At 29.4% G+C, this 15,392-nt stretch carries 13 protein-coding genes; all 13 read left to right on the forward strand.

Going from position 1 to position 15,392, the window contains the following annotated elements; all coding sequences use genetic code 11:
• The first annotated feature begins 179 nt into the window (after window positions 1-179).
• The 13 genes from AAFN87_RS11675 (at window position 180) to AAFN87_RS11735 (ending at window position 15,376) form a co-directional block, all read left to right on the forward strand.
• Window positions 180-674: a tetratricopeptide repeat protein gene (locus AAFN87_RS11675; RefSeq protein WP_347791239.1), complete on the forward strand. Its 495-nt coding sequence runs from the start codon at window positions 180-182 to the stop codon at window positions 672-674.
• 18 nt (window positions 675-692) lie between these two features.
• The gene (locus tag AAFN87_RS11680; RefSeq protein WP_347791240.1) at window positions 693-2,252 is read left to right on the forward strand and encodes an O-antigen ligase family protein; all 1,560 of its coding nucleotides are present in this window, start codon (window positions 693-695) and stop codon (window positions 2,250-2,252) included.
• Between the two features lie 15 nt (window positions 2,253-2,267).
• The gene (locus AAFN87_RS11685; protein ID WP_347791241.1) at window positions 2,268-4,073 is read left to right on the forward strand and encodes a polysaccharide biosynthesis protein; all 1,806 of its coding nucleotides are present in this window, start codon (window positions 2,268-2,270) and stop codon (window positions 4,071-4,073) included.
• 13 nt (window positions 4,074-4,086) lie between these two features.
• A complete protein-coding gene (locus AAFN87_RS11690) occupies window positions 4,087-4,800 on the forward strand; it encodes an IspD/TarI family cytidylyltransferase (protein ID WP_347791242.1) in 714 nt (237 codons plus the stop codon).
• Window positions 4,797-5,822, forward strand: a complete 1,026-nt coding sequence (locus AAFN87_RS11695) for a ribitol-5-phosphate dehydrogenase (RefSeq protein ID WP_347791243.1) — start codon at window positions 4,797-4,799, stop codon at window positions 5,820-5,822. The genes AAFN87_RS11690 and AAFN87_RS11695 overlap by 4 nt, the downstream gene beginning before the upstream one ends.
• 30 nt (window positions 5,823-5,852) lie before the next feature.
• Window positions 5,853-8,468, forward strand: a complete 2,616-nt coding sequence (locus AAFN87_RS11700; RefSeq protein WP_347791244.1) for a glycosyltransferase — start codon at window positions 5,853-5,855, stop codon at window positions 8,466-8,468.
• A 29-nt stretch (window positions 8,469-8,497) separates the two neighbouring features.
• Entirely contained in the window at window positions 8,498-9,301 is an 804-nt protein-coding gene (locus AAFN87_RS11705; protein WP_347791245.1) for an ABC transporter permease, read from the forward strand.
• Window positions 9,302-9,312: 11 nt separating this feature from the next.
• Complete coding sequence (tagH, locus tag AAFN87_RS11710; RefSeq protein WP_347791246.1) at window positions 9,313-10,104, forward strand: teichoic acids export ABC transporter ATP-binding subunit TagH; 792 nt, start codon at window positions 9,313-9,315, stop codon at window positions 10,102-10,104.
• Between the two features lie 56 nt (window positions 10,105-10,160).
• Window positions 10,161-11,180 carry a glycosyltransferase family 2 protein gene (locus AAFN87_RS11715; protein ID WP_347791247.1) on the forward strand — a complete coding sequence of 340 codons (1,020 nt, stop codon included), beginning with the start codon at window positions 10,161-10,163 and terminating at the stop codon, window positions 11,178-11,180.
• A gap of 27 nt (window positions 11,181-11,207) precedes the next feature.
• On the forward strand, window positions 11,208-12,032 hold the full coding sequence (locus AAFN87_RS11720) for a LicD family protein (protein ID WP_347791248.1): 825 nt from the start codon (window positions 11,208-11,210) through the stop codon (window positions 12,030-12,032).
• Window positions 12,032-13,099 (forward strand): glycosyltransferase, encoded by a 1,068-nt coding sequence (locus AAFN87_RS11725; RefSeq protein ID WP_347791249.1) that lies wholly within the window; start codon window positions 12,032-12,034, stop codon window positions 13,097-13,099. Before AAFN87_RS11720 ends, AAFN87_RS11725 begins: the two co-directional genes overlap by 1 nt.
• Window positions 13,100-13,550: 451 nt before the next feature.
• Entirely contained in the window at window positions 13,551-14,414 is an 864-nt protein-coding gene (locus AAFN87_RS11730) for a decaprenyl-phosphate phosphoribosyltransferase (protein WP_347791250.1), read from the forward strand.
• 14 nt (window positions 14,415-14,428) lie between these two features.
• Window positions 14,429-15,376 (forward strand): haloacid dehalogenase-like hydrolase, encoded by a 948-nt coding sequence (locus AAFN87_RS11735; RefSeq protein WP_347791251.1) that lies wholly within the window; start codon window positions 14,429-14,431, stop codon window positions 15,374-15,376.
• Window positions 15,377-15,392: the final 16 nt, after the last annotated feature.

Genomic DNA, 15,392 nt, shown 5'->3' on the forward strand with positions numbered 1-15,392 from the left:
CTTTTTTATATGTAATTTTATAGCTGTACAGTAAGTTACAAAGAATCATTAGCCAGGTAGAAAAAGAAAATTATGTATGTTTTCGCACACAATCTACAACTCAAATAACATAGACCGTCTGTTTTATAGTATAATTGCTTTATGTGTAAAAAGAAGGATAATTAGAAAGGTAGAGTTGAATGACATTTACTGATACGAAAAAAAAATATATCTTATTAAGCATGATAGCTTTTATTGTTATAGGCTTAATTGCAGCTAAAGTAATGGCTAGCAATCAGGATAATAAATTTACTACTGAAGATGTGCTATATCAACAAGCTGCACAAATGTATAATGAAGGGAATTATACAGAAGCGGCTATTTACATTAACGAATTAATAAAATCACAGCCGAATTCAGAAGTTGTAAATTATTTAGGTGGATTAATAGCTGCAAATAATGATGAAGCTGCACGATCTGCTATTCTTTTACAAAAAACATTAGATATTAACCCATATAAAGTTGAAGATCCAATGTTTATGCTTCAATTTGCAGAGGTTTTAGTTATGGCAGAGCTATTTGAGAATGCTAAAACTGTGCTCACACGTTGTCAAGAATCAGTTTGGGCGCCAGAAGAATATCCCGATTACCAGAATCGCGTTACTGAATTGTTAACTCAAATTGAAAATAAGTAATAAAGGAAGGTATACATAATGGCTTCATTTTACGAAGAACTTCATAAATCTGATGCATTTAGTGATGAAAAAGAAAATGCTCAGTCACGTGCAAGTATAGATAAATGGATATTCCGTTTACTGTTAATATTAATTGGTTTTATGCCACTCATTGTAGTAGCGAATGTAGAGCAAGTAGTTAGCCCTCTCATTTCTAATATAGATGCACTATCATCAGGTACAAAAGGGGACCTATTCACTCATTTTAAGGCACTGTTTGTTTTGGGGATTACCGTTATTACTGGTGGTATGCTGTTGGCAAAAGTATTTTTTATGGGTGGAACAATTCGTAAAACTGCTCTAAATTATTTTTTAGGACTGTTTGTCATTGCAATTGTATTATCCACTATTTTTTCGCCGAATATTTCTATTGCATTAAGTGGTCAATATAATCGTGCTGATGGCGCAATCAGTTGGTTATGTTATGTTGCTTTAATGTTTATCGCAATGAATATAAGCTACCCTAAAAATACTATACGTTACATTATGTATGCGATGATGCCGTTTGTATTTATAAATTTATACATAATTACGATGAACTTTTATGGAAAAGATTTGCTTCAAAATGCAGCGGTGCAAAAATTTGTTTCAATGCTATTACCAGAAGGAGCAAGTATTTCTCAAGGATCACACTTAGTTGGTACATTGAACCAATGGAACTATATGAGTGGAATGTTTGCCATTATGACTGTGATGTATTTGGCGTGGGCAATTATATCGAAAAACTGGGGTGAAACCATTGTTGGTGCGATAACGGCAAGTGCATCTGTTGCTATTATGTTTATGTCGATTTCGACGAGTGGTTTTTTAACAGTCGTTATATCATTAATCGTAGTACTAATTATTTTTATAAAAGCACCTATGAAGAAAAATGCATTTGTTGCTATTATGTTATTTTTAGTAACTACTGTGCCGATATTCCATATTTTAGCTTCAAAAAACGACCTTGTTTGGAAAGAATCATTTGGCTTTATGTTCGATAGTAATCCATATGAGGAAACATCATCACAAACTACGTTGAATCACTTTGGAAATTTTGGTCTAAAGCAGGCTTATGCAGCAGATCAAACATTTGAATTACCGGTTCTACCTGAAAAAGGATGGTCACTTGGTTCTGGGCGTATGTATATTTGGGACAAGACCTTGGATTTAGTGGCTGACCGACCTATATTAGGTTATGGCTTAGATTCTATTGTTTACAATTTCCCGCACTACAATATTGATGCGAGATCTGGTAACAATTCAGAAAATACTATTGTAGACAAGCCCCACAACTTATATATAGGGATATTATATGGTACAGGAGTTATCGGTGCACTTGCATTATTATTAATACTTTTAAGTACAGCATTTACAGGTGCAAAGGCTTTTGTTGATAAGAAAAAGCTACAGATGACAGTATTGTTCATAGGGGTATTTGCATTTGGTGTACAAGCGTTATTTAATGATTCACTTCCAGGTGTAACACCGATTGTATTTGTCTTCATGGGCATATTAATTAGCTTAATAGAAAATAAAAAAATGCAGGAAAGTATTTGAAAGTAGGTATGCGGAATGAATTATAAGATGAGGTATATAGCGTTTTTTATATTAGACTCTTTAATCGTCATTTCCGCTATTTTCTTTAGTTTTTGGTTGTTTCAGCCTTCACTAGAGTTGAAGATGGAGTCTACAATTTATATTAGTGCGTTTACGCTACTATTGAGTCATCATATAGTAGCGTATTTCTTTAAAATGTATAGCCGTATTTGGAGTGTAGCCTCTGTAAGAGAGTTATTAGCTATTTTTTACTCAGTTACTGCTTCCGTTTTAGTGGCATGCTTACTGCAATATTTAATTAAGCATGACGTATACGAAAGAATTATGACAGTAACTTGGATGTTACATATTATTTTTATCGGTGGATCACGCTTTATTATTCGTTTATTTAATGACGAAGAATCATTTAAAAATACGGATAATTTAAAGCGGATATTAATAGTCGGAGCTGGAAAAGCGGGAACAATGTTGACAAAAAATTTGCAACAAGATAAGCAACAAAAGCTAAATCCGGTTGCTTTTATTGATGATGATCCAAATAAATTAAACTTAACGATAATGAATGTAAAAGTAGCAGGGAAAATAAAAGACATTCATAAAGTAGTGAAAAATTTCGGCATTGAAGAGATCATCATAGCTTTACCATCTTTGTCTAAAAGTGAAATGAAGGATATTCATCATTTATGCCTGTCTACTAATTTAAAAGTACGTGTAATGCCACGCATTGAAGATGTCATGACGGGAACGATTTCAGTAAAAGAAATGAAAGAAATCAGCTTCGAAGATTTATTAGGTCGAGATGAAGTAACGTTAGATATGATATCTATTTCAAGTAAAATTACAGATCAAGTAATATTAGTAACTGGGGCAGGGGGTTCTATCGGTTCAGAAATTTGCCGCCAATTATGTCGATTTGGGCCTAAGAAACTTCTATTGCTTGGACATGGTGAAAATTCTATTTACAATATTTATATGGAATTGCTATCAATCAAAGATTTAAAGGTAGATTGTATTCCAATCATTGCGGATGTTAAAGATGCAGAAAAAATAGCTAAAGTTATGCAGAAATATCGTCCACATGTTGTATACCATGCAGCTGCGCATAAACATGTTCCTTTAATGGAACTCAATTTTAGGGAAGCAGTTGATAACAATGTACTAGGTACTCGTAATGTGGCTTACCAAGCACATGTATACGGAATAAAGCATTTTGTACTTGTTTCAACAGATAAAGCTGTTAATCCCCCTAATATAATGGGGGCGACAAAACGTTTAGCTGAAATGTGTATTCAAAACTTAGCGAAACAAAGTACGACAAAATTTGTAGCTGTACGATTTGGTAACGTTTTAGGCTCAAGAGGATCCGTCGTTCCACTATTCAAAAAGCAAATAGAAGAAGGTGGACCAGTAAAAGTAACCCACCCAGAAGTAACACGATATTTCATGACAATTCCTGAGGCTTCAAGATTAGTCATACAAGCAGGTGCTCTTGGAAATTCTGGTGACATATTTGCTTTAGATATGGGGGAGCCAGTGAAGATTGTAGACTTGGCCAAAAACTTAATCCAGCTTTCAGGCTATAAAAATGATGAAATTGCTATCGAGTTTATAGGATTACGACCTGGAGAGAAAATGCATGAAGAAATATATAGTGCAACAGAATCAGGGGAAAAAGTTTTTGATAAAATTACATTAGTGAAGAATAGTTTTATTGTGGAGGATTTTGAAAGTAGCCTTAGGGATTTATTGGGAATTTATGATGATGAATCTTTTAAAGAAGAATTAATAAATATAGCAAATAATAAAGTGCTAGTAGAATAATGGAGGTAGCAAATTGATATATGCAGGTATTTTAGCAGGTGGCAAAGGTACTCGTATGGGAAATGTACCGATGCCAAAGCAATTTTTATTATTAAATGAAAAACCAATAATTATTCATACTCTTGAAAAGTTTATTTTAAATAGTAAGTTCCATAAAATTATTATTGCAAGTCCAAAAGAATGGATTCAACATACAAAGGACTTAGTTAAGAAATATCAATTAGAAAGTGAAAGAATTGTTATTACAGAGGGTGGAACGGACCGAAACGGTTCAATAATGAATATTATTTCATATATTGAGCAAACAGTAGGGCTAAGTGGAGATGATATTATTGTCACACATGATGCAGTTCGTCCTTTTTTAACACATCGTATAATTGATGAAAATATACAATACGGTTTAAAGAATGGCGCAGTTGATACAGTTATTGAAGCGGTAGATACAATTGTCGTATCCCAGGATGGAAATTATTTATCAAACATCCCTGTTCGCAGTGAAATGTATCAGGGACAAACTCCACAAACCTTTAATATTATTCAACTAAAGGGCTATTACAACTCACTGACAGAAAATGAGAAAGAAATTTTAACAGATGCGTGTAAAATATTTATGTTAAAAGGCGATAAAGTGAAGATTGTTCGGGGAGAAAATTTTAATATAAAAGTTACAACACCTTTCGATTTAAATGTAGCTAATTCCATTTTAAAAGGAAGTTTGGATAAATGATTAATCAAATCTATCGTTTAGTTTCTCCTAGACAATTTGAAGTTACATATAAAGATGTAAATATTACGAGTAATTTAGTTGTAGTAAGACCTACACACTTATCGATTTGTGCTGCTGATCAGAGGTATTATACGGGAACTCGTGGCGAAGAAGCTATGAAAAAGAAGCTTCCAATGGCATTAATTCATGAAGGTGTTGGTGTTGTAGCGTATGATCCTTCAGGTGAATTACTTTCAGGAACAAAAGTGGTTATGGTACCTAATAATCCGATTGAAGAAGATAAATTTGTTGCAGAAAATTATTTGAGATCAAGTCAATTTGCATCTAGTGGATATGATGGTTTTATGCAAGACTATGTTTTATTAAATAGAAACAGACTTGTAGTTTTACCAGATAACATAGATATGAATATTGCTGCATTTACAGAGCTAGTAACGATTGCTACACATGCGATTTCAAGATTTGAGCACATATCTATTAAGCGTAGAGGAACATTTGGTGTATGGGGTGACGGTAATTTAGGCTTTATTACATCATTACTATTAAAAAAAATATATCCAAAATGTAAAGTTCTATTATTTGGCAAAACGGATTATAAAATGTCGAATTTTTCATTTGTAGATGAAGTGTATGATATTTATGACGTACAAGCGAATGTTCAAATCGATCATGGTTTTGAGTGTGTTGGGGGTCGAGGTAGTTCAATGGCAATCAATCAAATGATAGATCATATTAAACCTGAAGGATCAATGAGTATTTTGGGTGTTAGTGAATTTCCTGTTGAGATAAATACGAGAATGGTATTAGAAAAGGGATTAATAATAATCGGAAGTAGCAGAAGTGGTGTTGCTGATTTTGAAAAAACTGTTGAAATTTATAAGCAGTATCCTGAAGTAATTGATTATTTAAGTATTTTAGTAGGTAATGTATTGAAAGTAAAATCAATTGAAGAAGTGACAGCAGCTTTTGATTTAGATTTATCAAGTTCATGGGGGAAGACAGTTATGAAATGGGGAATATAAAGTAATATCTTGAAAGGGTTTGATAGATTTATGAAATATAATTATAATTTTTCTATAATAGTGCCATTGTATAATGCAGAAAACACAATAAAAGAAACGATAGAAAGTGTACTCTCACAGAATTTTAATGGTATAACATTCGAAATATTATTGTTAAATGATGGTTCAGTAGATAATACTGATGTAATTTGTAAACAATATGAAGACGGAAATAAAATTAAATATTTTGAACATGAGAATAAAGGTGTATCTTACACAAGAAACAGGGGATTAGATTTAGCTACAGGTAAATATATACTATTCTTAGATGCAGATGATTTAATTGCAGAAGATACATTGAGTAGTGTTTATGAAACATTCGAGAAATACTACGAATATTCAGATGTATTGGCGTATCCTATTTATTCCTTGATAGATGGTGAGATACTTGAACATCCTAGAACAAACAATTATAAATCAGAAGCACTTTACGATGTTGATGGATTTGCCTTTTTAAATCAAGTAACAATGAATATAGTAATTAAAAATTTGGAAGAGAAAGTGTATTTTGATGAGACACTATTCCAATCAGAAGATGCATATTTTAATGCGAATATGATTTTTCGAACTAAGAAATTGATTATTTGTAACAAGGGTGCTTACTTATATAGAACAAATAGATATTCAACAGTTCAAAAGTATACAAATCCTGTAGCAATCGGGGATAAACTGTTGGAGCTTTTCGAAAAATATTGCGATAATTTTATGGAAAATGGAGTGTTGTTTCCATATATACAAAGTTCAATACTATACGAAATAAACTGGAGATTTAAAGCTAATAGTCTATATCCTTTTCATTTAAATCAAAAAGGGTGGAAAGAATGGGAAAAACGGTTTAATTATATATTAGGAAAGATTTCTGATGAAGTAATTTTAAAACAAAATTTTATGGATTATTATCATAAAATATATTTTATTGAGCAAAAATATAAAGATAGTTTGAGTGTAAATAATGATTCGAAAAATATTTATATTAAAAATAATGATATAGAAATAATAAGATATGATAAATTTACGCTAGTTTTCGAAAGAATGGATATTGGAAAAAACGGAATAGAAATATTTGGATATATAAAAGCGCCGTTATTAAATTATTTAAAAAACCTAGCATTAATAATTTATAAGAATGACAAAGAATTTATAAAAATTACCGAATTTTCACTTGCAGCTGATAGTCGTTACAAATCAAAACAAATAACAAATATTTTCTATAGTTTTAATGTTTCTATTCCTATAGATGATGAAGGACAATATAAATTTGCAATTGCATATAATGGTTTAGAATATTTAACAAATCATTACTTTATGGATTCTGTAATATTTAAGAAGTATTTGAATCAACAATATATAGTTATTAATAATAAATATATATCTTATTATTCAAATTCTTTTTGTATAAATATTGTTCCAATTTCTAAACTTTCATATGCCAAAAACTATTTAATGAGTCAAAAAAATCTAATATACAAAGGGTTTAAAAGTATTGCTTTATTTAAAACAATAATGGAACTTTTGCCCGAAAAAGAAATTTGGCTTTATAATGATAGAATAAATGTATTCGATAATGCGTACTTACAATTTAAACATGATTTTTATAAAAAAGATGGTATTGATAGATATTACATAACTTACGAAAATGAAGATTTTGAAGACAAATTTACAAATGAAGAAAAAAAATATTTAGTAAAATATAATTCGTTAAAACACAAAGCTTTAGTTTATAAAGCGTCTATGATCTTGACATCTTTCCAAAATGTATATGAATATTGTCCATTTAGTAATATTGCTATAAATTTATTATATGAAAAAATGAATTATAAAGTTGTGTACTTACAACATGGTATATTACATGCTCATACACCATGGATATATTCAAAAGATAAAACTAAAATAGACTATTTTTTAACATCTAGTAATTATGAAAAAGAAATGCTAATAAATAATTATAATTATTTATCGGAAAATATAATAAACCTTTTAATGCCACGCTTTGATAATATAAGTGCTACAACAAAAGAAAATAAAATTTTATTTGCACCATCATGGCGGATTTCATTAACAAATGGGATAAAGAATTTAGCATGGCAACTAGACGAAGAAAAATTCATGCAATCGAAATACTTTAAAGAAATAAATAATTTTATTAACAGTAAAGAATTGGTGAATTATTTAGAAGAAAATAATTTAATTCTTGATTTTAATTTGCACCCAATATTTAAAGGTTATAGTCATTGCTTTCAGATTAATTCAACTAGGGTTAAGATGGTTAAAGATACAGAAGAAATATCGAAATATAGGGCATTTATAACTGATTTCTCATCTTTTGTTTTCGATTTTGTAAAGTTAAATATACCTGTATTATTTTTTATTCCTGATTATAAAGAATTCTTATCAGGAAATCATATTTATAATAGGTTAGAATTAGATTTAAATGAAACATTCGGACCTGTTATAATGGAACAGACAGAGTTAGTAAATGCGCTGAAAAGTTTGTCTTACAGTGAGTTTTCTATAGCTGACAAATATAAAAACAATTATAATAATTTTTTTAATAAAATTGAAAATCCAAAAGAAGCGTTATATAAAAAGTTAATTGAAGTTAAGTAACTAAACTTTTAATTTTGGAAAGGACTACAATGTATATTTACGGATTGGTAAAAGAGCAATATAAAAACAAATACTTGCTACTTAAATTAGCATTATTCCAAATAAAAAGTGACAATAAAAATAATCTTTTAGGTGTAGTATGGGAATTCCTAAATCCCTTAATCCAAATTATGATGTATTGGTTTGTATTTGGATTAGGTGTGAGAGGGAATGCAAGTATAGAAGGTGTTCCTTTTGTTTATTGGATGTTAGCTGGAATAGTCATGTGGTTTTTTGTTAATGCAGCCATTTTAGAAGGTACTCGGTCCATTTATCAAAGATATCATACCGTTTCAAAAATGAATTTTCCTTTAAGTGTGTTACCTGGATATATTGTCATGAGTAAACTTTATATTCATATTGTTATGTTAAGTGTAATTTTAATTATTTTTTGGTTTGGTGGATATTTGCCATCAATATACTATATTCAATTAGTTTATTTCATTGCTTTTACGTATTTATTTTCTTTTGCTGTAGCTCTTCTGGCATCAACATTAGCTGCGATTGTTCGAGATGTTCATTTATTAGTGCAATCTGCATTACGTGTACTTTTCTTTGTTTCACCGATTTTATGGTTGCCTAATTTATTACCTGAATCAATACAAAAACTTATACAACTAAATCCATTCTACTATATAGCAAGTGGCTATCGAGCTTCTTTACTTTATAATGATTGGTATATAGTGACACATTGGCAGTTAACATTATATAATATAGCATTAGTATTAGTATTATTAATAATCGGCTCATCAATTCATTTTAAAATGCGTGATCGGTTTGCAGATTATGTATAAGGAGCAACAAAATGAAAGAATCTGTTATTATTAAAAATGTTTCTAAAAACTATAAAATGTTCTCTTCCAAGAAGGAGCAATTACTTGAGTTGCTTTATTTAAAACCAAAGGTCCCTACTTTTAAAGCTTTAAATACTATTAGTATGACTGTTTTTGAGGGTGATATAGTTGCGCTAGTAGGTATAAATGGCTCTGGTAAATCAACTTTGAGTAATTTAATTGGAAACATTACAAAACCATCTTCAGGTGAAATTATTCGTAATGGTGAAGTGAGCGTAATTGCAATTAATGCAGGATTAAACAATGAATTAACTGGCTTAGAAAATATAGAATTTAAATGTTTGTTAATGGGTTACTCTAAAAAGAAAATTAAAGAGATTACACCCGATATTGTGAAATTTTCAGAACTAGGTGATTTTATATATCAACCAGTAAAAAAATATTCTAGTGGTATGAAGTCAAAACTAGGTTTTGCAATAAGTGTAACGATAAATCCAGATATCATTGTAATTGATGAAGCATTATCAGTTGGAGATCAAACATTTACCAATAAATCACTACGGAAAATGGAAGAGTTTAAAGAGCAAGGAAAAACAATTTTTTTCGTAAGTCATAATTTAGGACAAGTTCGAAACTTTTGTACGAAAGCTGCATGGATTGAAGGTGGGCAGCTAAAGGCATTTGGGGAAGTAAATGAAATATTAAATCAATATGAAGCATTCATTAAAGAATATAAAACTTGGTCTGAACAGCAAAAAGAAACATATAGACAAGAATTATTAAATAATCGTCTAGTTAAATGATAAAATAGTTCTAAGGTTTAACCTTAGAACTATTTTTGAATTTAGAAAGGTAGGCTATGAAAAGAAGGATTAGTATAATTATTCCAGTATACAATGGTGCAACATATATAGAAAGTTTATTAAACAAACTCCTAATATTGCCCGAGTCAATTTATGAGATAATAATTGTAGATGATGGTTCTATAGATGGGACTAAAGAAGTTTGTAAGATGTTTTCTTCGCACAATAATTTAATATATGTATATCAAGAAAATCAAGGTGTATCGAATGCAAGAAATACAGGCATAAGTTACTCAAATGGGAAATATATAGTTTTCTGTGATGCGGATGATGAAATAGATATCGAACGTTTTAAATTACTAATTGAGGAAGTTATGAAAAATGAGGCAGATTATTATATTACTGGCTACATAGAGAAAAATTATAAAAATAATTCTATTAAAGAAATAGAAGCCATAGGAAAAGGTTTTTATAATATAAATGATTTTGCTAGTATATTTTTTGAGAATTTAAAAGTGAATTTAATTAGCTATCCTGTAAATAAAGTATTTTTAAAATCAATTATAGATGATAATAATTTGATATTTGATGAAAGCCTTAGCTTTGCAGAAGATTTGGTATTTAATTTAGATTATTTAAAATGCGTGAAGCGAATTTGGGTTAGTAATATAAACTCATATATATATAATAAATATCGTAATGAAAATTCTTTAAGTAGTAATTTTAGTATGAAATTTTGGAAAGCAAGAAAAATTGTTTATCAAAAGTTGAGTTATCTATTAGAACAATTTGACAATTATTCTCATTTAAAGGTACATCAAAATACATACGCAGCAAAAGTTTTGATATATACTACTAGGCAAATAGTAAGTCAAAATATTTCAGTGAAGTTAAAAATAAATCAGCTGCGGAGTATTTTTAAAGATACCTATTTAAATAATTTTATTCATAGTGAGTTGTTGTTATCTAAGAACCAAAAAATACTAATAAGTTTTATGAAATATAAAAAAGCTTATTCCGTTTTTTTGTTTTGGAGAATATTTGATTTAAAGGATAAATTAAATAATGGCAAATAGGTGAGTATAGAAAAGAGAAGTGAACATATGGATAATCAAGTTCGAAACGTACAAAAACATTGTTTACTAATTTTAAAAGAGGTTATTAGAATTTGTGAATTAAAAAATATTCAATATTATTTAGTAGGTGGTTCGGCATTAGGTGCTTATAGACATCAAGGATTTATACCGTGGGATGATGATATTGATATTGCCATTCCGAGATCTCAATATCAAATGTTTTTAGAAGCTTGTCTAAATAATTTGGGACAACAATTTTATTTGCAGGATTATTATGTAAATGAACAATTTATATTTCCTTTTGCGAAAATAAGATTAAATAATACTGCGTATGTAGATAATGATTTGGCTCATATTGATATGCATCACGGTATATACATCGACATATTCCCCTTAGATAATATTCCTAACAGCAAATTCGGTAAGTTTTTTCAAAAAAACGGATTGAAATTATGTAATGCAATTCGAATGGCAAAGCTTAATTTAAAAAGCCCTTCTACATTAAAAAATACTATACTATTTTTTCTGAAATATTTATTTCCATATAAATATTTACCTACTCTATATTCGTATTTTATGCAAATCTCTCAATATAAAAAGACTACACATATCGGAAACGTTGTAGGTGCATATATTTACGAGAAAGAATGTATTCACGCAAAGATTTTTGGAGAAGGAAAAATATTGGAATTCGAAAATGTGAAATGTAGTGTTCCAGAAGAAATTGAATTGTTTTTATCAGAGATTTATGGAGAGGAATATATGGAACTTCCTCCAGTAAATGAACGAAAAACACATAATCCAAGGTTTATAAGTTTTAATGAAAATTATAAACATAGGGGAAATGAATAATGAACATTTTACATATAATCCCAACCTTAGGGGTGGGTGGAGCTGAAAAGCTATTAGTGGATAGTTTAAAGTATTATAGACAAAGTGGGGTGATTTGTGATGTAGCTGTTTTATCAAATCATGATAATATTTTTGAAGAAAATATAAGACAACAAGGTAATGCGTTGTTTATCTCGACCGAAAATTCGGTATATCATTTGAGGAATATTCTTTTTATCAAAAAAGTGATCCAAAATAAACAATATGATGTGATTCACTGTCACTTATATGCAGCGCAATTATTCACACCTATTGCACTTAAGTTTTGTAGACATCGACCATTGCTTGTAACCACTGAACACAGTACTAGTAATAGAAGAAGAAATATTCTACCTTTTAAAATGTTAGATCGAAAAATGTACAATAATTACGATAAAATTATTTGTATTAGTAATGCTGTACAACTAGAGCTTGAAAAATATATACCTACATTGTCTTCTAAAACATTAACAATTGAAAATGGAATTGAAATAGAACCGTTTGTAAATGCATGTCCAGTTGATTGGGAAAATGAGTTGGAACATTATGATGGAGAAAAGATTGTTCTAATGGTAGCTAGTTTGCGTCATCAAAAAGATCCGTTTACGTTAATTAAAGCAGCTAAAGTTTTAGGAACGGAATATCGAGTTGTTTTTGCAGGTGATGGGGAATTGTTACATGAGGCAAAAAGATTTGCTCATTCTCAAAATATCAGTAATGTTGATTTTTTAGGAAAACGACAAGACATTCCCTCGCTCATGAAAGCAGCTGATGTATTTGTATTATCTTCTAAATGGGAAGGTTTTGGGTTAGTTGTAGTAGAAGCAGCCGTTGCAGGAGTACCTATTGTTACTTCTAATGTTTCAGGTTTACGTGATGTTGTAAAATCGGTAGGTGGACAACTTTTTGAACCATCTAATGTATATGACCTGACTAAAAAAATAGAAACGTCTATTAACACCGTCAAACATAACCCGAATATTTCACGATATGATATTAAAGATACAGTTACTAAGCATTTAAACTTATATAAAGAATGTAAAAAATAATCAAGGTTGAGCGTATCTGTCTGATGACTAGCCTATCACATCAGCATCAAATTGAGATAGGGTTTCAAACAAACTTAGATACTATCATTTGCAGTGCTAACCTTTGACCAATTCGTAAACTTACTTTTGCTTACTTTGTGATAGTTGGTACTGATAAAACTGGATCATTATAATAACACTACTTACCTACGATGGTGCATTGAATACAAATTGTATTCTATATTCTTATTTAAAAGGTATCCGTATCCAGGCAGAGGAGTTCTACACATCACATACGTTTTGTTTAAAAAGAAGGCACCAACTTAATTAAGTAAAAAACGAACTTTAATGGTTTTTGTAATTTATATTAATTATGAAAAATTCTTATTTTAAAATGCTGATTTAGAGGGACACTTAACATACATATTGAAAATAAGCTGCAAAAATTTGAATCGATAATTAGGAGTAAATCATGTTGAAATATATAAAATTAATGAGAGTTCATCATTATATAAAAAATGGATTAATATTTGCGCCTTTGGTATTTAGTGCTAATCTTTTTGAGAAAGATTTATTGTTTGCTTCTTTATTAGGCTTCCTAGCATTTAGTTTTATGGCATCAGCTATATATATCATTAATGATATTCAAGATGTAGAGTTAGATCGCTTACATCCAACTAAATGTAAACGTCCATTAGCAGCAAATTTAATTTCATTAGGCAGTGCAAGGATTTTAGTATTAGTTTTAGTTTTTATATCAACCCTTTTAAATTTTTATGCAAGTGGAGAAAACTTAGTATCTTGGATTTGGCTAGGTGCATATTTAATACTGAATATTGCATACAGTAATGGATTGAAAAATTTCCCTATTATTGATATAGCCATTTTAGTTTCAGGATTTGTTTTACGTGTACTATATGGCTCGGCTGTTACAGGAATTTACATATCCGATTGGCTCTATTTAACCGTAATCTCCATGTCATTTTATTTAGGCTTAGGAAAAAGGAGAAACGAACTTGCTAAGCAAAAAGATACTTCTAGGAAAGTTTTAAAACATTATAATCATAGCTTCTTAGATAAGAATATGTATATCAGTTTAGCATTAACTATAACTTTTTATTCATTATGGACGGTAGATCCAGTTACTAGTGAACGTTTATCAAATCCTTATTTAGTATGGACAGTGCCTTTAGTTATTTTAATTTGTATGAAATATAGTCTAAATGTAGAAAAAGAATCTGATGGTGATCCAGTAGAGGTAATTTTAAACGATAAGATTCTTTTGAGTTTAATTTTATTATTTTTAGGTATAACTTTTGGAATTATCTACTTATAGATTAAGGAGAGTTTATGAATATATATGATTTTGATAAAACAATCTATGATGGAGATAGTACACTAGATTTCTACATATTTTGTCTAAAGAAACAGCCAATTTTAATTTTTTACATGCCTATTCAAATATTTTCTTTCTTTTTATACCTATTAAAAAAGAAAAAGAAAATAGAATTTAAACAAGATTTTTATGGCTTTCTTAAACTGGTGAAAGATAGAGAAGAAAAAGTTTGTTTGTTTTGGGAGATAAATAAAAAGAAAATTAAACCGTGGTATTTAATAAGGCAACAAACAAATGATTTGATTATATCAGCATCTCCAGAGTTTTTATTAAAACCTATTTGCGATCAATTAAATATTAACAATTTAATAGCCTCCATTGTGGATATTAATACTGGCCACTGTTTAAGTGAAAATTGTTATGGGGAAGAAAAAGTGAATAGATTTTACAAAGAATATCCCGATGCTAAAATACAAGAATTTTTTTCAGATTCTTTAACAGATACACCTATGGCAATTCTTGCAAATAACAGTTTTTTTGTGCATAAAGATCAAATTGTTGAGTGGAAAGATTATGAACAGTTAAAAAGGAAAAGCTTGTTTTTTAATAAGGAATTCATTTTATTCATTTTTGTCGGTATTATAAATACAATCAATGGCGTGCTTTTTTCTTTTCTTTTTTCAATAGTTTTAGATAATACACTAGCTTTTATATTAGGATATAGCATTAGTTTATTGATTTCTTATACTTTAAATACAATTTATGTGTTTAAAAATACTTTTAGTATATTTAAGTTGCTAAAATTTATTGTATCTTATATCCCTAACTTTTTAGTTCAGTTCGTGATGGTTATCTTTCTATTACATTATATAGGTGTGCACCAAGTGATTGTTTATGGAATTTCAGCTATTATAGGTGTTCCAGTTACATTTCTTATACTTAAGATTTTTACGTTTAAATAATTTCATTAGAATATTC

Origin of the sequence: Solibacillus sp. CAU 1738, assembly GCF_039888725.1 — a bacterium.
In the GTDB taxonomy this organism is placed as follows: domain Bacteria; phylum Bacillota; class Bacilli; order Bacillales_A; family Planococcaceae; genus Metasolibacillus.

What these genes read in the sequence shown, in the direction of transcription:
- AAFN87_RS11675 (WP_347791239.1), top strand. Translation starts at nt 180, where the DNA reads ATGACATTTACTGATACGAAAAAAAAATATATCTTATTAAGCATGATA.
- AAFN87_RS11680 (WP_347791240.1), top strand. Translation starts at nt 693, where the DNA reads ATGGCTTCATTTTACGAAGAACTTCATAAATCTGATGCATTTAGTGAT.
- AAFN87_RS11685 (WP_347791241.1), top strand. Translation starts at nt 2,268, where the DNA reads ATGAATTATAAGATGAGGTATATAGCGTTTTTTATATTAGACTCTTTA.
- AAFN87_RS11695 (WP_347791243.1), top strand. Translation starts at nt 4,797, where the DNA reads ATGATTAATCAAATCTATCGTTTAGTTTCTCCTAGACAATTTGAAGTT.
- AAFN87_RS11700 (WP_347791244.1), top strand. Translation starts at nt 5,853, where the DNA reads ATGAAATATAATTATAATTTTTCTATAATAGTGCCATTGTATAATGCA.
- AAFN87_RS11705 (WP_347791245.1), top strand. Translation starts at nt 8,498, where the DNA reads ATGTATATTTACGGATTGGTAAAAGAGCAATATAAAAACAAATACTTG.
- tagH (WP_347791246.1), top strand. Translation starts at nt 9,313, where the DNA reads ATGAAAGAATCTGTTATTATTAAAAATGTTTCTAAAAACTATAAAATG.
- AAFN87_RS11715 (WP_347791247.1), top strand. Translation starts at nt 10,161, where the DNA reads ATGAAAAGAAGGATTAGTATAATTATTCCAGTATACAATGGTGCAACA.
- AAFN87_RS11720 (WP_347791248.1), top strand. Translation starts at nt 11,208, where the DNA reads ATGGATAATCAAGTTCGAAACGTACAAAAACATTGTTTACTAATTTTA.
- AAFN87_RS11725 (WP_347791249.1), top strand. Translation starts at nt 12,032, where the DNA reads ATGAACATTTTACATATAATCCCAACCTTAGGGGTGGGTGGAGCTGAA.
- AAFN87_RS11730 (WP_347791250.1), top strand. Translation starts at nt 13,551, where the DNA reads ATGTTGAAATATATAAAATTAATGAGAGTTCATCATTATATAAAAAAT.
- AAFN87_RS11735 (WP_347791251.1), top strand. Translation starts at nt 14,429, where the DNA reads ATGAATATATATGATTTTGATAAAACAATCTATGATGGAGATAGTACA.